At 68.6% G+C, this 15845-nt stretch carries 17 protein-coding genes and 2 pseudogenes; 9 read left to right on the top strand and 10 right to left on the bottom strand.

The window, feature by feature from the left end:
- Positions 1 to 107: 107 nt before the first annotated feature.
- Positions 108 to 1028 carry an FkbM family methyltransferase gene (locus OG735_RS23235; protein ID WP_327325099.1) on the bottom strand — a complete coding sequence of 307 codons (921 nt, stop codon included), beginning with the start codon at positions 1026 to 1028 and terminating at the stop codon, positions 108 to 110.
- Positions 1029 to 1178: 150 nt separating this feature from the next.
- Positions 1179 to 2411: an amidohydrolase family protein gene (locus tag OG735_RS23230; RefSeq protein WP_327325098.1), complete on the bottom strand. Its 1233-nt coding sequence runs from the start codon at positions 2409 to 2411 to the stop codon at positions 1179 to 1181.
- A 178-nt stretch (positions 2412 to 2589) separates the two neighbouring features.
- On the opposite strand from OG735_RS23230, the pseudogene OG735_RS23225 reads away from it, so the two are divergent.
- A pseudogene (locus OG735_RS23225) lies at positions 2590 to 2897 on the top strand (DoxX family membrane protein); the annotation flags it as partial.
- Positions 2898 to 2925: 28 nt separating this feature from the next.
- Here the strand turns inward: OG735_RS23225 and OG735_RS23220 are convergent.
- Entirely contained in the window at positions 2926 to 3627 is a 702-nt protein-coding gene (locus OG735_RS23220; RefSeq protein WP_327325097.1) for a DUF899 family protein, read from the bottom strand.
- A gap of 311 nt (positions 3628 to 3938) precedes the next feature.
- Here OG735_RS23220 and OG735_RS23215 point away from each other — a divergent pair, with 311 nt between their 5' ends.
- Entirely contained in the window at positions 3939 to 4547 is a 609-nt protein-coding gene (locus OG735_RS23215) for a hypothetical protein (protein WP_327325096.1), read from the top strand.
- Between the two features lie 295 nt (positions 4548 to 4842).
- On the opposite strand, the gene OG735_RS23210 is transcribed toward OG735_RS23215, so the two are convergent.
- The gene (locus OG735_RS23210; RefSeq protein ID WP_327325095.1) at positions 4843 to 6048 is read right to left on the bottom strand and encodes an SPFH domain-containing protein; all 1206 of its coding nucleotides are present in this window, start codon (positions 6046 to 6048) and stop codon (positions 4843 to 4845) included.
- Positions 6049 to 6059: 11 nt separating this feature from the next.
- Positions 6060 to 6311, bottom strand: a complete 252-nt coding sequence (locus OG735_RS23205) for a hypothetical protein (RefSeq protein WP_327325094.1) — start codon at positions 6309 to 6311, stop codon at positions 6060 to 6062.
- An 81-nt stretch (positions 6312 to 6392) separates the two neighbouring features.
- Here OG735_RS23205 and OG735_RS23200 point away from each other — a divergent pair, with 81 nt between their 5' ends.
- Complete coding sequence (locus tag OG735_RS23200; RefSeq protein ID WP_327328648.1) at positions 6393 to 6608, top strand: hypothetical protein; 216 nt, start codon at positions 6393 to 6395, stop codon at positions 6606 to 6608.
- 434 nt (positions 6609 to 7042) lie between these two features.
- On the opposite strand, the gene OG735_RS42025 is transcribed toward OG735_RS23200, so the two are convergent.
- Complete coding sequence (locus OG735_RS42025) at positions 7043 to 7117, bottom strand: 50S ribosomal protein bL37 (RefSeq protein ID WP_100661309.1); 75 nt, start codon at positions 7115 to 7117, stop codon at positions 7043 to 7045.
- Positions 7118 to 7278: 161 nt separating this feature from the next.
- Positions 7279 to 7722, bottom strand: a complete 444-nt coding sequence (locus tag OG735_RS23195; RefSeq protein ID WP_327325093.1) for a CBS domain-containing protein — start codon at positions 7720 to 7722, stop codon at positions 7279 to 7281.
- Positions 7723 to 7881: 159 nt separating this feature from the next.
- On the opposite strand from OG735_RS23195, the gene OG735_RS23190 reads away from it, so the two are divergent.
- Entirely contained in the window at positions 7882 to 8109 is a 228-nt protein-coding gene (locus tag OG735_RS23190) for a hypothetical protein (protein ID WP_327325092.1), read from the top strand.
- A 60-nt stretch (positions 8110 to 8169) separates the two neighbouring features.
- Here the strand turns inward: OG735_RS23190 and OG735_RS23185 are convergent, their stop codons facing one another.
- Positions 8170 to 8706, bottom strand: coding sequence for a flavoprotein (locus OG735_RS23185; protein ID WP_327325091.1), 537 nt, complete (start codon positions 8704 to 8706; stop codon positions 8170 to 8172).
- 149 nt (positions 8707 to 8855) lie between these two features.
- Positions 8856 to 9344 carry a DUF7144 family membrane protein gene (locus OG735_RS23180; protein WP_442812474.1) on the bottom strand — a complete coding sequence of 163 codons (489 nt, stop codon included), beginning with the start codon at positions 9342 to 9344 and terminating at the stop codon, positions 8856 to 8858.
- 354 nt (positions 9345 to 9698) lie between these two features.
- Between OG735_RS23180 and OG735_RS23175 the strand changes: the two genes are divergently transcribed.
- Both OG735_RS23175 and OG735_RS23170 read left to right on the top strand, forming a co-directional pair.
- Positions 9699 to 10160, top strand: a complete 462-nt coding sequence (locus tag OG735_RS23175; RefSeq protein WP_327325090.1) for a potassium channel family protein — start codon at positions 9699 to 9701, stop codon at positions 10158 to 10160.
- 167 nt (positions 10161 to 10327) lie between these two features.
- Complete coding sequence (locus tag OG735_RS23170) at positions 10328 to 10903, top strand: TerD family protein (protein ID WP_266548966.1); 576 nt, start codon at positions 10328 to 10330, stop codon at positions 10901 to 10903.
- Between the two features lie 74 nt (positions 10904 to 10977).
- On the opposite strand, the pseudogene OG735_RS23165 reads toward OG735_RS23170, so the two are convergent.
- A pseudogene (locus OG735_RS23165) lies at positions 10978 to 11614 on the bottom strand (TetR/AcrR family transcriptional regulator).
- A gap of 121 nt (positions 11615 to 11735) precedes the next feature.
- On the opposite strand from OG735_RS23165, the gene OG735_RS23160 reads away from it, so the two are divergent.
- The 3 genes from OG735_RS23160 (at position 11736) to OG735_RS23145 (ending at position 15725) form a co-directional block, all read left to right on the top strand.
- Positions 11736 to 12491: a 4'-phosphopantetheinyl transferase family protein gene (locus tag OG735_RS23160; RefSeq protein WP_327325089.1), complete on the top strand. Its 756-nt coding sequence runs from the start codon at positions 11736 to 11738 to the stop codon at positions 12489 to 12491.
- Between the two features lie 507 nt (positions 12492 to 12998).
- Positions 12999 to 14813, top strand: a complete 1815-nt coding sequence (locus tag OG735_RS23150) for a S9 family peptidase (protein WP_327328424.1) — start codon at positions 12999 to 13001, stop codon at positions 14811 to 14813.
- A gap of 150 nt (positions 14814 to 14963) precedes the next feature.
- Positions 14964 to 15725 carry an SURF1 family protein gene (locus tag OG735_RS23145; RefSeq protein WP_327325087.1) on the top strand — a complete coding sequence of 254 codons (762 nt, stop codon included), beginning with the start codon at positions 14964 to 14966 and terminating at the stop codon, positions 15723 to 15725.
- Positions 15726 to 15845 lie beyond the last annotated feature (120 nt).

Genomic DNA, 15845 nt, shown 5'->3' with positions numbered 1-15845 from the left:
AGGGCCGCACCGGGGCCTGCAGCCGGCCGAATACCGGTCCGGCGTGTGCGTCCTCGCTGGTACGCCCATGTCACTCCGAGTCCGAAGCCACCTGCGGAAAGGCCGAGTCACCTCAGTATCTCGGCGTCGACTCGGGAAAAGATCAGATCGCTTTCGGCTGTGACCGGCCCGCGCCATCGCACTGGAGGCTTGGGCCGGCGCAGGGCACTCGGGTAGCTCTCCGGCGCGTAGTCGTTGGCCAAGCGGTAGGTATGGAAGCTGTGCTTGCGCATCGTCTCCAGCAACTCATCGACGGAGTCGCCCAGTTGCTCCATGCGCTCCGGAGTCACCTCCACAGTGATCTCCACATCGGGACGGAGCTCGTCAAGCATCGGGGCAAGCCCGCGGACGACACCGCCTTCCGCGCCCTCCACATCGATCTTGATCACACGAGCTCGTGCAATCTCGTCCGGCTGGAGGAGCTCGGGCAGCGGACGCGCTTCCATCTCGAAGGTGGACTCCGCCGGTCCGTCCCACGGCACGATGCTGTTCGCGCCCATGTTTCGTGCGCTCGCGAGGACGAAGGTGAGCGTCCTAAGGCTGTCCGAGACCGCGGCGTTGACCGCACGGATGTTGTCGCACCCGTTGAGCTCTGCGTGCTGGAGCACCCGCCGATGGAAGACAGGGGACGCTTCGATCGACACCACCCGGCCCGTTCCCCCAACCAGCCGGGAGCCGTAGACGCTCAGAAAGCCAAGGTTCGCACCGACATCAACAAGGACATCTCCGGCCCGAAGTCGACTCGCGAGCCATCGCATCATGTGCGGCTCCCAGGCACCGTACATGTAGATGTATCGCTGAATCAGGTCCCGGGTGTCGACGGCGAACTTGGCCTCGAACCTGGCGTCGACCACCCGCTGACGAGGGTGATCGCGCAGGCGGGGATTCAGGTAATGCGCGGCGATCGCTCCCTTGAACAGCGAGCCGGGAGCCTTCCTTACGTACCCGCGGGCGAGCGTGACGAGCAGTTCCGAAGCGCGGTCCGTCATGCGATCGCCTCTCGTTCCGACGCGATGAGGCGCGGCTGCACCTCCGCCTGGTGACCGTACGCCTCTCCGCCGGGTGCCCTCGGACCACGACGCTGAGGGCGGCTCACCGTGCCGGCAGACAGATTCTAGGACTCCGGCCGAGTGCAGCTCTCAGGCGGTGGTTGACCGGTCCTGGTCGAACGGCAGCTCCAGCATGCGAATCGCGTTACCTCGAAGGATCTTGTAGGTCACGTCCTCAGAGAGACTGGCCACGTGATCGGCCGCCACCTGCTTCGTGTGCGGCCACGTGGAGTCGACGTGCGGATAGTCGGTCTCAAAGGTGGCGTTGTTGACGCCTACGGTCTCGATCGAATCGATGCCGTGCTTGTCGCGGAAGAAGCAGCAGAACATCTGCCGGTAGTAGTACGTCGACGGGGGCTCGGGGATCAGGTCGCGCACCCCGCCCCAGGCACGGTGCTCCTCCCACACGTCGTCGGCGCGCTCCAGGGCGTAGGGGATCCAGCCCATCTGGCCCTCGCTGTACGCCAGCTTCAGCCGCGGGAACTTCACCAGCACCCCGCTGAAGAGGAAGTCCATCATCGAGGCCATGGCGTTGTTGAAGGAGAGCGAGGCCTGCACGGCGGGCGGCGCGTCGGGCGACGCGGCCGGCATCTGGGAGCTGGACCCGATGTGCATGTTCACGACCGTGCCGGTCTCCTCGCAAGCCGCGAAGAACGGGTCCCAATAGCCGGAGTGGATCGACGGCAGCCCCAGATAGGTGGGGATCTCGCTGAAGGTCACCGCCCGCACGCCGCGCGCCGCGTTCCGTTTTATCTCGGCGACCGCCAGGTCGATGTCCCACAGCGGGATGAGGCACAGCGGAATCAGCCGGCCGCCGCTGTCACCGCACCACTCCTCCACCATCCAGTCGTTGTACGCCCGAACGCAGGCGAGCCCGACCTCCTTGTCCTTGGCCTCCGCGAAGGTCTGCCCGCAGAAGCGCGGGAATGTCGGGAAGCACAGGGAGGCCTCCACGTGGTTGAGGTCCATGTCCTCCAACCGGGCCTTCGGGTCCCAGCACCCGCGCCGCATCTGCTCCCGCGTGATGCCGTCAAGCGTCATCTCATCGCGGGAGAAGCCGACGGCCGCGATGATGCGCTTGTACGGGAAGATCAGGCCCTCGTACTCCCACCAGTCGGTGATCTGACCCTCCGGGTCGGTGGTGAACCGGTACTTCCCGCCGATGTACTCCAGATCGCCGATTCCGGCGGTGAAGGGCTTCGGCCCCCTGTCGCGATACTTCGTCGGAAGCCAGGTCTCGAAGAGATGCGCGGGCTCAATCACGTGATCGTCCACGCTGATGACCTTGGGGAGTTCCCTGGTACCGCTCGCAATGCCAACCACGCTGTACCCCCAACTGCCCGCCGGTTCACCCGGCTCGTATCTGACGGACCATCAGGTCGAGGTTATGGGCTCACCCCCTCGACGACAAGGAGGGGCCGAGAACTCCACCCCTTGCGAGATTGGGCAACGTCCGATGAACTGACGCTCCGTCAGTTCAATGAGGGTCAGTGGGAGCAGGATGCAAACGATCTGGCCCAGCGGGCCGAGTCGTTCGCGGTCCTCCACATCGGTCTCGGCCTGTGGTCGGCTGGAGAGCTGGCGCCACCAGGACAAGAAGACTGGTTCGCCGGCGGCGGCATCACATGGGCGGCGAGCATCGCGGCCAGGCATCGTTGGCCTGTCGTCCGGCAAGGCTTCAACCACATCGTGAAGCCCCACCCCCGACTGATGGCGTACCTCGTCGCGTACGCGGAGATGGCTCTCGGTCTCGGTCTGATCGTGGGCTTCCTGAGCCCGATCGCCCTCGTCGGCGGGACGGTGCTCTCGCGACGAGGGCACATCTACCTGAGCCGGTTCAGTTGCTGAGCGGCCTGGCCTCATAGCTGAGTGCGGGGAACCAGTTGTCTCGGCCTTGGCGGGTGAGGTCGAGGATGTGCCATACCGGGCTGAGCAGGTCGATGCCTCGCTGGTCGATGTCGTCCGACATCCGGGGGTGCACCGAGTAGAAGTGGCGTACCGACCCGTTGTCGTCGCGGGTGAACACCGACACCGTCGAGTCCTGGTTGCCCTCGGCGTCCTCGCTGCCCAGGTCGTATTTGAAGGTACTGGACCCGGCGCTGAGCAGACGCAGATTCGTCCACTTCCGGTTTCGGGCGTGCGCGCGGAGCGAGGGCAGGTCGGCCGCGGCGACGATCGCGAAGTCGACGTTCTGCGCGACGTGGTGGGCTACTCCGTTGAACCCATCGAGCCACATCGTGCACATGGGGCACGGCTCGGTCTGCTTCTTGCCGTACATGAGGTGGTAGACGACCAGGTCACGCCCGGGCCGGGTGAACAGTTCACCCAGGCGCACGGTCTGCGCCGGCGCGTCACCAGCCTGCAGATCAGCAGGGCCCTCCTCGAACATGTAGTCATCGACGACAGGGCCCAGCGGCAACCGGCGACGCAGGTCGGCGACGCGTTCACGATGGCGCATCAGCTCGATCTCGGCTTGCCGCAGCTCCTCACGGGCGCTGACGTACGGGGCCGGCTCCCCAGTGAGATTGGTTTGACGCATCGCTACCCCCGGCGGCCCAGCGGCTGTCTGGTGGTCACCATCTGCTCTGGCTCACGATCGTATGCCTGGGCACAGCACTCGCCAGGCACCGAAACGACAAGGACCTGGTCAGTGCACTCCTATGGATCAACCAAGATCCACCGGACACGCCCCCCTCATTCCAGCGGGCCAGCTCTGGTCTGTTGGCGCCCGACGTGCCACCCTGCCGGACGCCCGTTGCTTGTCGCTCCCGGCCCGCGGCGCAATGTCCGTGGCCATCGACGGGTACTCGATCAGGTAGCACCATCGCCCTGGCAGGCAAGGAGATGGCAATGAGCGCACGCAACGACGATGAGCATGTGGGCCCCTCAGAAGCCCGCGCCACCCACGCCCAGGAGGCGACAGAGGCCACCCCTGAGGAGGCCCTCAGGAAGAGCCACGGTGCACGCACCCGGAGTGCCGCAGCTCGCGCCGCCGCCATCAGCCACTACATCGAGCAACGCAGCCCCGACGAGAAGCACGAAGACGAAGCAGCGGGCAGGGAGGTCGTCTGGAAGGCCGCCCATGCCGCCCGCCTGTCCGCTCAAGCCGTCGCCACGCTCTCAGAGAGTGCCCCTGACCCTGCGGCAGACGCCCGCTGTGCAAGGAACGCCGCTGCCGCCGGCGCTCTTGCCGCCCAGATGGGTCAGCTCCACGACGGCGCCGGCGATCTCTCTGTTGCCGCCAATCGCGCTGCCCTCAAGGCATCCCAGGCCGCCGCAGACGCCGCGGGGAAGGGAGGCATGGGAACGAACGGGCCATTGAACGCCACGGCGGATGCGGCTGAGGCAGACGCCGTCGCCGCCGCGGAAGCGGCGGGATGGATGAAGCCGGGCCACCACCAACCTCAGGTGTCGTCCGGTATGAGGAGCCCTGAGCTGTTGTCGATGATGCACCTGTGACGCTGTCATCCTCTTCACGGACGACTGACGTGCCCAGTACCACCACCCGGTAGTTCCCATCACCCCTGTCGACTGCATGAGCTTCGATCCGTGAATCGGGGTGCGCCCGCGACGACGTCGCAGACGGCCTTCATCGCAGCAGCGGTTCCATGTGGAGCGCGGCGTCGCCCGCCGCGGGAACTGAGCCGCACGGAGCGATTCGTTTCCTGGAGCGCCTGGCGAGTGACCAACGGGGAGTGGATCATGAAAACCCACTCCCCGATAGCGCTACCGCTCGCCGTCCGCCACCAAGGCGCTAGTCGATGACAACCGGCCCGTCGGCCGGCTTGCGCGGTCCGTCCTTTTTGTCCATGCCCTTCTCGGGGCCGGTCAGGTGCCCCGGAAGGCCGAGCGGACCGTTGCCCTTCTCGGGTCGGTGATCGGAACCGCTCAGGTTCTGCCTGACCGAGTCCAGGATCGTCAGCCCCTGGCCGACCAGACCCGCCGCGATCTCGCCGAGGCCGTCGGCGCCGTTGAGCACATTGACATTGGCTCCGGCGAGGCCGCCCGCGGCCTCCTTCACGATCTGCGGGAGCTGATCGATCAGCATCCGGTCCAGCGCCACCCGGTCGTACGAGGCGGCGGCCGCGGCCTGGATCTTCATCCGCTCCGCCTCGGCCACGGCCAGCACCCTGATCCGTTCGGCCTCGGCCTCCGCCGGCTTCACGATCTCGGCCACCAGCTGCTGCTGGCGGAGCTGGGCCGCGCGCTGGGCCAGCTCGGTCTGCGCGGCGAGCACCTCCTGCTGCGCGTGCGCCTGCGCCAGCGGCCCGGCCTGCGCCGCCTGGGCCTGTGCGCGGTCCACCTCCGCCGAGTACTCCGCCTTCACCACCGCGGTCTGCCGCGCGTATTCGGCCTGGTTCCGCGCGGCCACCTGCTCCGCCTCGACCGACGCCTGGGTGGCCTGAGCCTGTGCGATCTGGGCCTGCCGCTGGATGGCTGCCTTGTGCGGGGCCGACATCGCGTCGATGTAGCCGACATCGCCGTCGTCGATCGACTGGATCTGCAGCGAGTCCACGATCAGCCCGATCTTGGCCATCTCGGTCTTCGAGGTGTCCAAGACCTCGGCGGCGAGCTTCTGCCGCTCGGTGACGATCTCCTCGACGGTCATCGAGCCGATGATGGAGCGCAGGTGACCTGCGAAGATCCGGCCGGTCAGCACCGACATCTGGTCCTGGTCGGAGAGGAATCGCTGGCCGGCGTTGATGATGCTCTCGGTGTCGTTGCCGACCTTGAAAGCAATGACGGCGCGGACGTGAAGTGCGATGCCCTGCCTGGTGACACAGGTCTCGGTGACCTCGGCCTCGCACATCGACAGCGTGAGGAAGCGGGTCTTGCGGAAGATCGGGAGCACGAACTTGCCATGGCCCGTCACCACACGGAACGGCGCGCCACCCAGCCCGCGCCTGCCTCCCGAGATCAACATGGCCTCGTCGGGAGCGGGAACCCGGTAACCGAACATGCTTCGTCTCCTTAACCAGCGCCGACGGCGCTGCCGCCCAACGCATCCAACGGATCGGCCCACTCGATGACGTCCACTTGGCGAGTGCCGCGGGATCCGATCACGAGCACGGTCGCGCCCCTCGGCAGGGGCTCTTCGGACCAGGCGAGGAAGGTCTCGGATCCGCCTCTGACCCGCACCAGGATCTCGCCGGGACCGGCGGATCCACGGGTGCCGATGATCAGCTCTCCGGAGCAGCCGATCACGGCCTCGTCCTGTGGCACTACCGACCGCCCTCCATCGTTCTGGTTCTCGATTTCGACCTTAGACCCGCCGGAATCAGCGGCCTATCCTCGGGGCCCTCTGTGGAACCGGCGCAGTTGAACATCCCGGCCGCTCCGCAGCCTGTAGAGCAGCGGAGCAGGCCGGTTGCCCCCGGAGGATCGACACTCCCCCGGCTCGCTGCCGAGCTCCCGCACGCCTGCACCCTGCTCGACCCGCACCACGGCGCCGAGGTCGTCGCCCGCCAACTCAAGCACCTCGCCGAGCACTTGGCCCCCGGTTCCGCACAACCGGACTAGGCCCGTGCTGGGGCCGCTGCGGCGTCGAGACAAGTGGATGGTCGGCAGCACGATCTCCTGGCTCGCGCTGGTCCCGCGCGTCGAGCAGCACGGGCGGCGGAAGCGATGCACGCAAGGACGGGTCGCAAAGCGGCGGCAAGGACAACCGCGAGAGGGGAGCGACGAGCCCGACGGGCGCGACTGGCACGACGGGCGCGCCGGGTGCGCAGGGCGGGTGCGCCGGGTCCGGCGGGTCCGACCGGTCTGACGGGCGCGCAGGGTGCACGAAGTACGCCGGGCGCACGGGACCGACCGGCCCGACAGGTAGCCGACGAGACGGGACCTGCCGGGCCCACGGTCAATGCCGGGTCAGCGGGGCGAGCGGGCGTTCCTCGACCTCAATCCGGGCGGCGGGCCGCGAAGAGACCGGACTGTCGGCCGTGTGCACGGTCGGGTCAGGCGTTGGGACGCTTGCCGTGGTTGGCCTTCTTCTTCTTACGGGCGCGTCGCTTGTTCCCTCGCTTGGCCATGGTGTATATCTCCCTAATTCAGGACTTCACATGCCTTCGTCAGTCTAGATTCGGCCTCTGGTGTCCGCATCAGCGATGACACGCCCACAGCGCGTATACCGGCTCCGCCCACGCCTCACCGGGCCCTGCCGAGCGCGTGGGTCGGCTAGCGCGTGGGTCGGCTAGCGCGTGCCCGCGTATACACGGGCCGCGAACTCCGCGATCTGTTCGTCGTTCAGATTCTTGGCGAGGTTGGCCTCCGTGATCATTCCAACCAGGCTGTGGCCCTTCCCGACATCGATCACCGGCAGACGCTTGATCTGGTGCGTCTCCATGATTTCCAGCGCCTCGGTGGCGCCCGCCCCGGCATCGATCCAATGCAGGGCCCCGGCCAGGGATCCCGCCTGCACCTCAGCGGGGTCGACTCCTTCGGCACAGCACTTCACGACGATGTCCCGGTCGGTGATCACGCCCGTGAGTCTGTTGTCATCACCGCAGATGGGAAGGCATCCGACGTTCAAGTCGCGCATCATCTTCGCCGCCTCGAACAGCGACTGGTGTGCACCGACGCATTGCACCCCGCTGGACATGATGTCGCGGGCCGTGAGCTGCTTGTTTCTGGCCATATTTCCCTCTGCCTTCAGCGCGTTGGTCCTCCTTCCACGATCACACGATCGGCCCCATAGCGCCCGCTCTGCGTGACCGCCGGGTCAGCGCTCCTCCACCGGCCTGCCCGGCACCGATCTCGGCGTGCTGTGGGCCACTGTTCGTCGCAGCCTGGATGTATGTCCCGACATCCGCCGATCGTCGTGCACCGGATCGCCGCGTCGGGCGGGCGGCGGGTCACGGTGCGACAGCAGATCATGGGCCTCGCAGACTCCGACCGGGACGTGCTGGAGTTCCTGCGCCTGGCAGGGCTGCCCGATACGGAGGAGCTCCTCGACGATCCGACGTGGGTGGAGTGGATCGGTGACCGGCCGCACGAGTACTACCCGCTGGAGATCATGCCGTGACGTTCGTTCTGTCCGATGACGTTCGTCCTGTCCGATGACGTTCGCCCTGTCCGGTCGCCCTCAGGCGGACACCTTCGGCGTGAGCAGATCCAGGGCCTCCTCCCAACGGAAGCAGCCGGAGCCGCCCGCCTTGGGCTCGTCAGGTTCGTACGCACTGATCACCACGCCCATCTCACGCAACCGGACCAGGCTCTGCCGGTACGCGGGATGAGCGGCCAGGTCCGCGTTCACGCTCGGCAGCACGGCAGTGGGGATGCCGGCACCGTAGGCCTCGCACAGCGTGGCCAGGGCGAGGGTGTCGGCAATGCCGGCGGCCCACTTGTTGATGGTGTTGAAGGTGGCCGGGGCCACCGCGATGGCGTCCGCCGCGGGGAACGGACGAGGGTCGCCGGGGCCGCGCCAGGCAGAGCGGATCGGGTTGCCGGTCTGTTCCGCCACGGCCTCGGCGTCGATGAAACCGAGGCCCTGCGGGGTTGCGATGACGCCGACGTCCCAGTACTGCTCCTGCGCGGCGGTGATCAGCTTGCCGACATCGCCGGCTATCCCGGCCGCGCAGACGATGACGTACAGGAACGGCTTCTTCGGCTGCTCGCTCACTCAAGGACTCCCGTAGGCAACTGAGTTGGTGGAGTCCCGGCAGCCTACGGCGGGGGGACGGCTCGTGGCTGCCTACGGTCGAGCCGTCGTGCGGAAGCAGCGCTGGGTTCGGTTTCCCTCCGAACTCTTTTCGTTTCCTCTCGTTTCCCTCAGGCGGAAGCCGGCCTTGGTTCTGTGCTGTGGTACACCGCCAGCGTCCAGATGATGAACAGGTCGATCGCGATCATGATCACCGACCAGACCGGCGCGTATGGCAGGAACAGAAACTGGGCGACGAGGCTGATCGCGGCCAGGAAGATACCGGCGAATCGTGCCCATGTGGCGGCCTTGAACAGCCCTGCGCCGGTGATGGCGACACAGATGCCGAGGATCAGGTGGATCCAGCCCCAGCCGGTGAGGCTCATGCCGTACACGTAGTTGCCGAGTCGGCCGTACACATCGTCCTCGGCGATCGCCGCTATGCCCTGGAGCGCGGCGAGCACACCGCCGCACAGCATCAGAACGGCGGCGAATACGAGGCCGCCGGTCACCCAGCCGCTGTTCGGTTCCCCGGGCGGCGGTCCTTTGTACATCGGTGTTCCCCTGTCCATCGGGGGTTCCATGTTCATCGGTGATCCCACCGGCTGGTCCTGGCTCATGGGTGCTCCTTTTCTCGTCCCGCACGCCGGTCGCGTACCGGCTTCGAGCGTCGGCCGGTACACACACCACCGCCATACGGGTACACCCGTTCGAGTGACGAGGGTGCGCACTTGTGGAGGCGGTGTCCGTCGGGCCGTGACGTTCGTCCGCACTGCCCTGCGCCATGACTGCACCGTTCGGCCGCTGCCGGGTGGCGACGGATCGCCGGGGCGGACGATCGTGGGGGGGCGACAGCGGCTTCGACGGGACGCGGCACCGGACGCGACCTTGGGCGGGAGGCTCACGTGGTGCACCGCACAACAAATGTTGCGCCGCTACGGCTCTGGGTCACATCCCTCTGTCTTGTAGTCGCCATGACCGCGGCGTACTTCGTGCTTCCCCTCAACGGCCTCGGACCACACCGGCCGGAACTCAGCTGGACGGTCTTCATCGTGGTGCTCGCCGCCATCGCGTGCCTGCTGCTGCTTCAGATCAGGGAGGTACTCCTCGACAGGCCGGACACCCACCCCGTCGTCGTCATTGTGCTGCTGATGTTCCTGTCGGTACTGGTCTTCTCGGCCACGTACTACGCCCTCGCCCGGCATGCGGGCGCGTTCGTCGGGCTGCAGACGAGGCTCGACGCGCTCTACTTCACCGTGGTCACGCTGGCGACCGTCGGTTACGGGGACATCGTGCCGCAGAGCCAGACCGCCCGCCTGGTGACCATGCTCCAGATCCTCTACAGCTTCGTCTTCCTGACCGCCGCCGCGACCGCGGTGACGCGTCGGCTGCGCAGCCGGGTCGGCGACCGGCTGGGGCACAGCGAGCCGCCGTGACGAGCCGCCGCGACGACCCCGGGCTCGGTGGAGGACGCGAGAGCAGCGAAGCATGGTGACGGCCATTTGGATGTCAGGGGAACCAGGGGCGGTGACCGCTCGTTGCCCCCGTGGGCAAAGGAATCGTCAAGAGGCGCGGCCCGCGCCGGATTGCGCAGGGGATTTCCATGGGTGTCAGCCTTTCCAAGGGCGGCAATGTCTCGCTCAGCAAGGAGGCCCCGGGCCTGACCGCGGTCGTCGTGGGCCTGGGCTGGGATGTACGCAGCACCACCGGGACCGACTTCGACCTCGACGCCAGCGCCCTGCTGGTGGATGCGAACGGCAAGGTCGTGTCCGACCAGCACTTCGTGTTCTTCAACAACCTCAAGAGCCCGGAAGGCTCCGTCGAGCACACCGGTGACAACCTCACGGGTGAGGGCGAGGGCGACGACGAGCAGATCAAGGTGAACCTGGCGGGCGTGCCTGCCGAGGTCGACAAGATCGTGTTCCCGGTCTCGATCCACGAGGGCGAGAGCCGTCAGCAGTCCTTCGGGCAGGTGCGCAACGCGTTCATCCGCGTCGTCAACCAGGCCGGCGGCGCCGAGCTCGCGCGTTACGACCTGAGCGAGGACGCCTCGACCGAGACCGCGATGGTCTTCGGCGAGCTGTACCGCAATGCCGCGGAGTGGAAGTTCCGTGCTGTCGGCCAGGGTTACGCCTCAGGGCTGCGCGGCATCGCGCAGGACTTCGGCGTCAACATCTGAGCCGCGTAAGCCTGTTCAAGGGCCTGACCTCGCCGAGGGTCAGGCCCTTGCCACCTTCGTCGCCTCGTCGCCCGTCATCCGATGTACGCGCCCGCCCGCGCCGCGGACTCGGCAGCCGCGGCCGCACGGTCTGCGGCCGCCTCGTCGAGCGGGTCGCCGCTGGCCAGGACGCGATAGTAGAGCGGGGCGGAGACAGCCCGGATCACTTTCCCGGGCGTCGGTGCCCGCGGGCAGCTCACCGCGGGCGACGGCTCCCTCGACACACGGCGCCCATTCCTTGATCCGGGTCGCATAGAAGCGGTGCAGCGCCCATGCGGTGCGTTCGTCGCAGGTGGCGGCGGCGATCACGGCCTTGAAGAGGGGGCCCTGGCGGGGGTCGGTCAGGGTGGCTGCGACGAGACGGGCGTTGGACCTCAGGTCCTCGGTGAGAGAGCCGGAGCCCGTACGCGGCACGGACTGTTCGGCCATGTCGGCCATGTCGGCCAGCAGATCGGCGATCAGACCGGTGGTCGTGCCCCAGCGGCGGTACACGGTCGTCTTGCCCACCTCCGCGCGGCGGGCCACATCGGCGAGGTCGAGGCTGTGGAAACCGTGCTCGACCAGCGCGTCGCCCACCGCCCGCAGTACAGATGCCCGGACACGGGCGGTCCGTCCGCCGGGCCGGACGGTGCCCGGGTCTGCCGCATCCGCGGATGCGCCCTTGGTTGGCACAACGGACTCCAGACTCTTTCCATGGCCGCTTCCATGGCCGCCGCCTGCTCACCCTCACGTTGAAGGAACCATGGATCCGTTAGAGAAAGTCCGGGCAGGGCAGGTAGAACTGGAGGCAGACGTGGCGAGGGAGATGCAGTTCAACATGCCGATCGACGTATCCGCCGGTCCCGGCCGCCCGGCGACGACGCTGCCGGGCGTAGAGCTGGTGTGGTCCGGCCGGGTCTCGGCCCATGCCGACGACACCGCCGCCCACCTGCACCTCCTCGACGCCGACGAGTCCGCGCGCCGCGCTGCCTTCCGGCGAGCCGTGGACCGTGACGCGTACACAGTCGCGCATGTGACCCTGCGCCGGCTGCTCGGCGAACGGCTCGGCCAGGCCCCGGAAGCGATCACGCTCTCGCGCGAACCGTGCACCCACTGCGGCGGTCCGCACGGCCGACCCGTCGTTCCCGGCAACGCGGTGCACTTCTCGCTCTCGCACACCGACGGCCTGGTGATGATCGCCCTGGCCACAGTGCCCGTCGGGGTCGACGTCGAGGGCGTCCCCGCCCCGGGCACGGTCGCCGAAGTCGCGACCCAGCTGCACCCGAGGGAGCGTACGGAACTGGCGGCGCTGCCCCCCGAGCACCGCCCCGCCGCCTTCGCCGGCTGCTGGACCCGGAAGGAAGCCCTGCTGAAGGCAACCGGAGTCGGCCTGAACGAGGATCTCTCCCTCACCTATGTGGGAGCCGGCGCCCAACCGGCAGGGAGCGCCGACTGGTTGCTCGCCGACCTGCCCACGGATCCCGGGTTCGCCGCCGCGATCGCCGTACACCTCACCGCGCCCGGCGCTCCGCCGCCGCATGCAACCAACGAGGCGGAGACGGCCCGCTGACCTTCGCCGTGGGCTGGTCGGGATGCAGCCCCAGCGGGCGCAGGGCGTCGGCCCGGATGCGAACGTCGTACCATCCGCGCCAACGGCCGTCGGGACCTGGACCGCAGGCGTGGTTCCAGTGGATGTCGCTCTCCGCGAAGGGCATCCAGTCGATGCCGCGATCACGTAGTCAAGCGCGTACTGCGGCGGTCGGGTTCGGACGGCCGGGCAGGTTTTCGTAGGCCGCAACGGTGACCCATTCGGAGCTCTGCAGGTTCATGCCGTCCATTGTCCCGGCCCGGGACAATGGACGGCGGCATCGCCGTCGTCCGGCTGCCGAACACCCAGCGGCCTCAGTAGCGTTCGACCACGTGCTCATCCATGCCCTCGAAGTTATCCACAGGCTGCGGACGACGCGAACGGATTGTCGGGGGTCCGGCGCAGAATGGGGTCATGACTGAGATCACCGACTCGACGCCGGACCTGCCCGGCACGCCAGAGCTGCCCGGCACGCCGGACCTGCCGCCGATGCCCGACTGGGAGAAGCGCTTCCGGGCTCCGCGCGTCTCGCTGCCCGACTGGGCGGAGGACGCGCCGGACCGCTCGCTCTTCGTGTCGAACGCGACGGGGACATATGAGCTGTACGCCTGGGACCGGTCGACCGGCGAGCAGCGGCAGGCGACGGACCGGCCGAACGGCACGACAGACGGTGTGCTGTCGCCCGACGGCGAGTCGATCTGGTGGTTCTCGGACACCGACGGGGACGAGTTCGGGGTCTGGATGCGGCAGCCCTTCGGCGGCGGCGACGACGAGCCCGCGGCACCCGGACTCGAGCCTTCGTACCCGGCGGGGCTGGCGATCGGCCGGGACGGCACCTCGGTGGTCGGCCGGTCGACCGACGAGGACGGCACCACGATCCATGTCGTACGGCCGGGTGCGGAGCCGGTCGAGATCTACCGGCACCGGGAGTCGGCCGGGGTCGGCGATCTTTCGCACGACGGGACGCTGATCGCGATTGAGCACACCGAGCACGGGGACGCGATGCACTCGGCGCTGCGGGTGGTGCGCACTGGGGGCACCTCCCACGCCGAAGGCTGTGGGGGAGGCACCTCGGTCGCCGAGCTGGACGACACGAAGGGGGGCACGGAAGAACTGGGTCTTGAGGTCCTCGGCTTCGCTCCGGTGGACGGGGACACCCGGCTGCTCATCGGGCATCAGCGGCGCGGCCGCTGGGAGCCGATGATCTGGGACGTCGCGTCGGGCACCGAGACCGATCTCGCGATCGACCTGCCGGGCGATGTGAACGCCGAGTGGTATCCGGACGGCTCCGGGCTGCTGGTCGCGCACAGCTTCGAGGCGCGCGGGGAGCTGTTCCGGTACGACCTGGCGGCGCGCGAGCTGGCGCGCATCGAGACGCCGACCGGTTCGGTCTCGGGCGCGACGGCCCGGCCGGACGGACAGGTGGAGTATCTGTGGTCGTCCGCCGCACTGCCGCCGCAGGTGCGCTCGACGGCGGGCGGGGTCGTGCTCGATCCGCCGGGGATGAAGGCGCCGGAGTCGGTGCCGGTGGAGGACGCCTGGGTGGAGGGACCCGGGGGCCGTATCCATGCGCTGGTGCAGAAGCCGGCGGGCGCGACAGGACCGCTGCCGACCGTCTTCGAGATCCACGGCGGCCCGACCTGGCACGACAGCGACGCCTTCGCGGCGGGCCCGGCAGCCTGGATCGACCATGGGTACGCGGTCGTGCGGATCAACTACCGGGGTTCGACGGGGTACGGCAGGGAGTGGACGGACGCCCTCAAGCACCGGGTCGGGCTGATCGAGCTGGAGGACATCGCGGCGGTACGGGAGTGGGCGGTGAAGTCGGGGCTCGCGGACCCCGCGAAGCTGGTCCTGGCGGGCGGCTCGTGGGGCGGGTATCTGACTCTGCTCGGCCTCGGCACCCAGCCCGAGGCGTGGACGCTGGGGCTGGCGGCGGTGCCGGTCGCGGACTACGTCACGGCTTACCACGACGAGATGGAGGCCCTGAAGGCGATGGACCGCACGCTGCTCGGCGGGACGCCGGAGGAGGTCCCGGAGCGGTTCGAGGCCTCGTCCCCGCTGACGTACGTCGACGCCGTCAAGGCTCCCGTCTACATCTCGGCGGGCGTCAACGACCCGCGCTGCCCGATCCGCCAGGTCGAGAACTATGTGGACCGGCTGGCGGCGCGCGGCGCGGTGCACGAGGTCTACCGGTACGACGCGGGGCACGGCTCGCTGGTGGTGGAGGAGCGGATCAAGCAGGTGCGGCTGGAGATCGCCTTCGCCGGCGGGCATCTGGGGCAGGGGGCGAGCCTGGGATAGGGATCCGTAGTCGGGAAGGGGCCGTATCCGGGAATGGGGACAGGGAGTCAGCCGTACCTACCGCAAGGGGCAGGGCGGCGCAGCCGGGAGCGGGAGCCGGGACAGGGGGGTGGGCCGAGAGATCGCGGGCCCGTTCCGTACCGTGGAGGGGTGTACCGGTTCCTGCTGACGCCCCGCTGGTGGGGGATCAATCTCTTCGTCGTGTTGGCGATCCCCTTCTGCGTCTTCATGGGCTCCTGGCAGCTCGGCAAGTTCGAGGACCGCGTCCACACGCACCGGGAGGCCCAGCAGAAGCCCGGCCCCGGTGAGCAGAAGGCCGCGCCCGTCGACGAGCTGCTGCCCGTCGACCAGGAGACGTCGGGGCGGCAGGCGACGGCCACCGGGCGGTACGGGAAACAGTTCCTCGTGCCGGAGCGGGAGTTGGACGGCAAGCACGGCTCGTATGTGCTGACGATGCTGAAGACCGACGGCGGCCGGTTGCTGCCCGTGGTCCGCGGCTGGTTGGCCGAGGGCGGGCGGATCCCCGCGGCACCGGCCGGCCAGGTCACCGTGACCGGCGCGCTGCAGGCCTCCGAGACCTCGGGCTCCGACGGGGTGCACGCGGCGGGCGGGCTGCCGAGCGGTCAGCTCGGCATGATCAGCGCGGCCTCGCTGGTGAACCTGGTGCCGGACGATGTGTACGACGCATGGGTCACGCTCGCCACGGCGGACGCCGGGCTGAAGGCCGTGCCCGCGGCCGCGCCGGAGGGCAGTGGGCTCGACCTCAAGTCGTTCCAGAACCTCGGCTACACCGGCGAGTGGTTCGTCTTCGCCGGCTTTGTGGTCTTCATGTGGTTCCGGCTGCTGCGGCGCGAGGCGGAGGCCGCACGTGACAGCGCGCTGGGCCTGGCCCCGGGCCCGGAGCCGGTGTAGACCGAGCCGGACGATACGGCTGCGGCCGGCCAACAGCGGCGGAGCCCCGTACGCCCTTCCGGGGGTCCCCCCATGCCCTCAGGGCGTAGGAGGAGTGTCCTCAATCGCCGGACGGGCCAA

It is taken from the genome of Streptomyces sp. NBC_01210 (assembly GCF_036010325.1).
GTDB lineage: Bacteria > Actinomycetota > Actinomycetes > Streptomycetales > Streptomycetaceae > Streptomyces.
The sequence above is the reverse complement of the archived record's forward strand: the minus strand, read 5'-3'. Positions and strand labels throughout refer to the sequence as shown.

Coding starts and splice junctions, on each gene's coding strand:
- OG735_RS23235 (WP_327325099.1), bottom strand. CDS start 1,028: ATGACGGACCGCGCTTCGGAACTGCTCGTCACGCTCGCCCGCGGGTAC.
- OG735_RS23220 (WP_327325097.1), bottom strand. CDS start 3,627: ATGCGTCAAACCAATCTCACTGGGGAGCCGGCCCCGTACGTCAGCGCC.
- OG735_RS23215 (WP_327325096.1), top strand. CDS start 3,939: ATGAGCGCACGCAACGACGATGAGCATGTGGGCCCCTCAGAAGCCCGC.
- OG735_RS23210 (WP_327325095.1), bottom strand. CDS start 6,048: ATGTTCGGTTACCGGGTTCCCGCTCCCGACGAGGCCATGTTGATCTCG.
- OG735_RS23195 (WP_327325093.1), bottom strand. CDS start 7,722: ATGGCCAGAAACAAGCAGCTCACGGCCCGCGACATCATGTCCAGCGGG.
- OG735_RS23190 (WP_327325092.1), top strand. CDS start 7,882: ATGTCCCGACATCCGCCGATCGTCGTGCACCGGATCGCCGCGTCGGGC.
- OG735_RS23180 (WP_442812474.1), bottom strand. CDS start 9,344: ATGAGCCAGGACCAGCCGGTGGGATCACCGATGAACATGGAACCCCCG.
- OG735_RS23175 (WP_327325090.1), top strand. CDS start 9,699: ATGACCGCGGCGTACTTCGTGCTTCCCCTCAACGGCCTCGGACCACAC.
- OG735_RS23170 (WP_266548966.1), top strand. CDS start 10,328: ATGGGTGTCAGCCTTTCCAAGGGCGGCAATGTCTCGCTCAGCAAGGAG.
- OG735_RS23150 (WP_327328424.1), top strand. CDS start 12,999: ATGCCCGACTGGGAGAAGCGCTTCCGGGCTCCGCGCGTCTCGCTGCCC.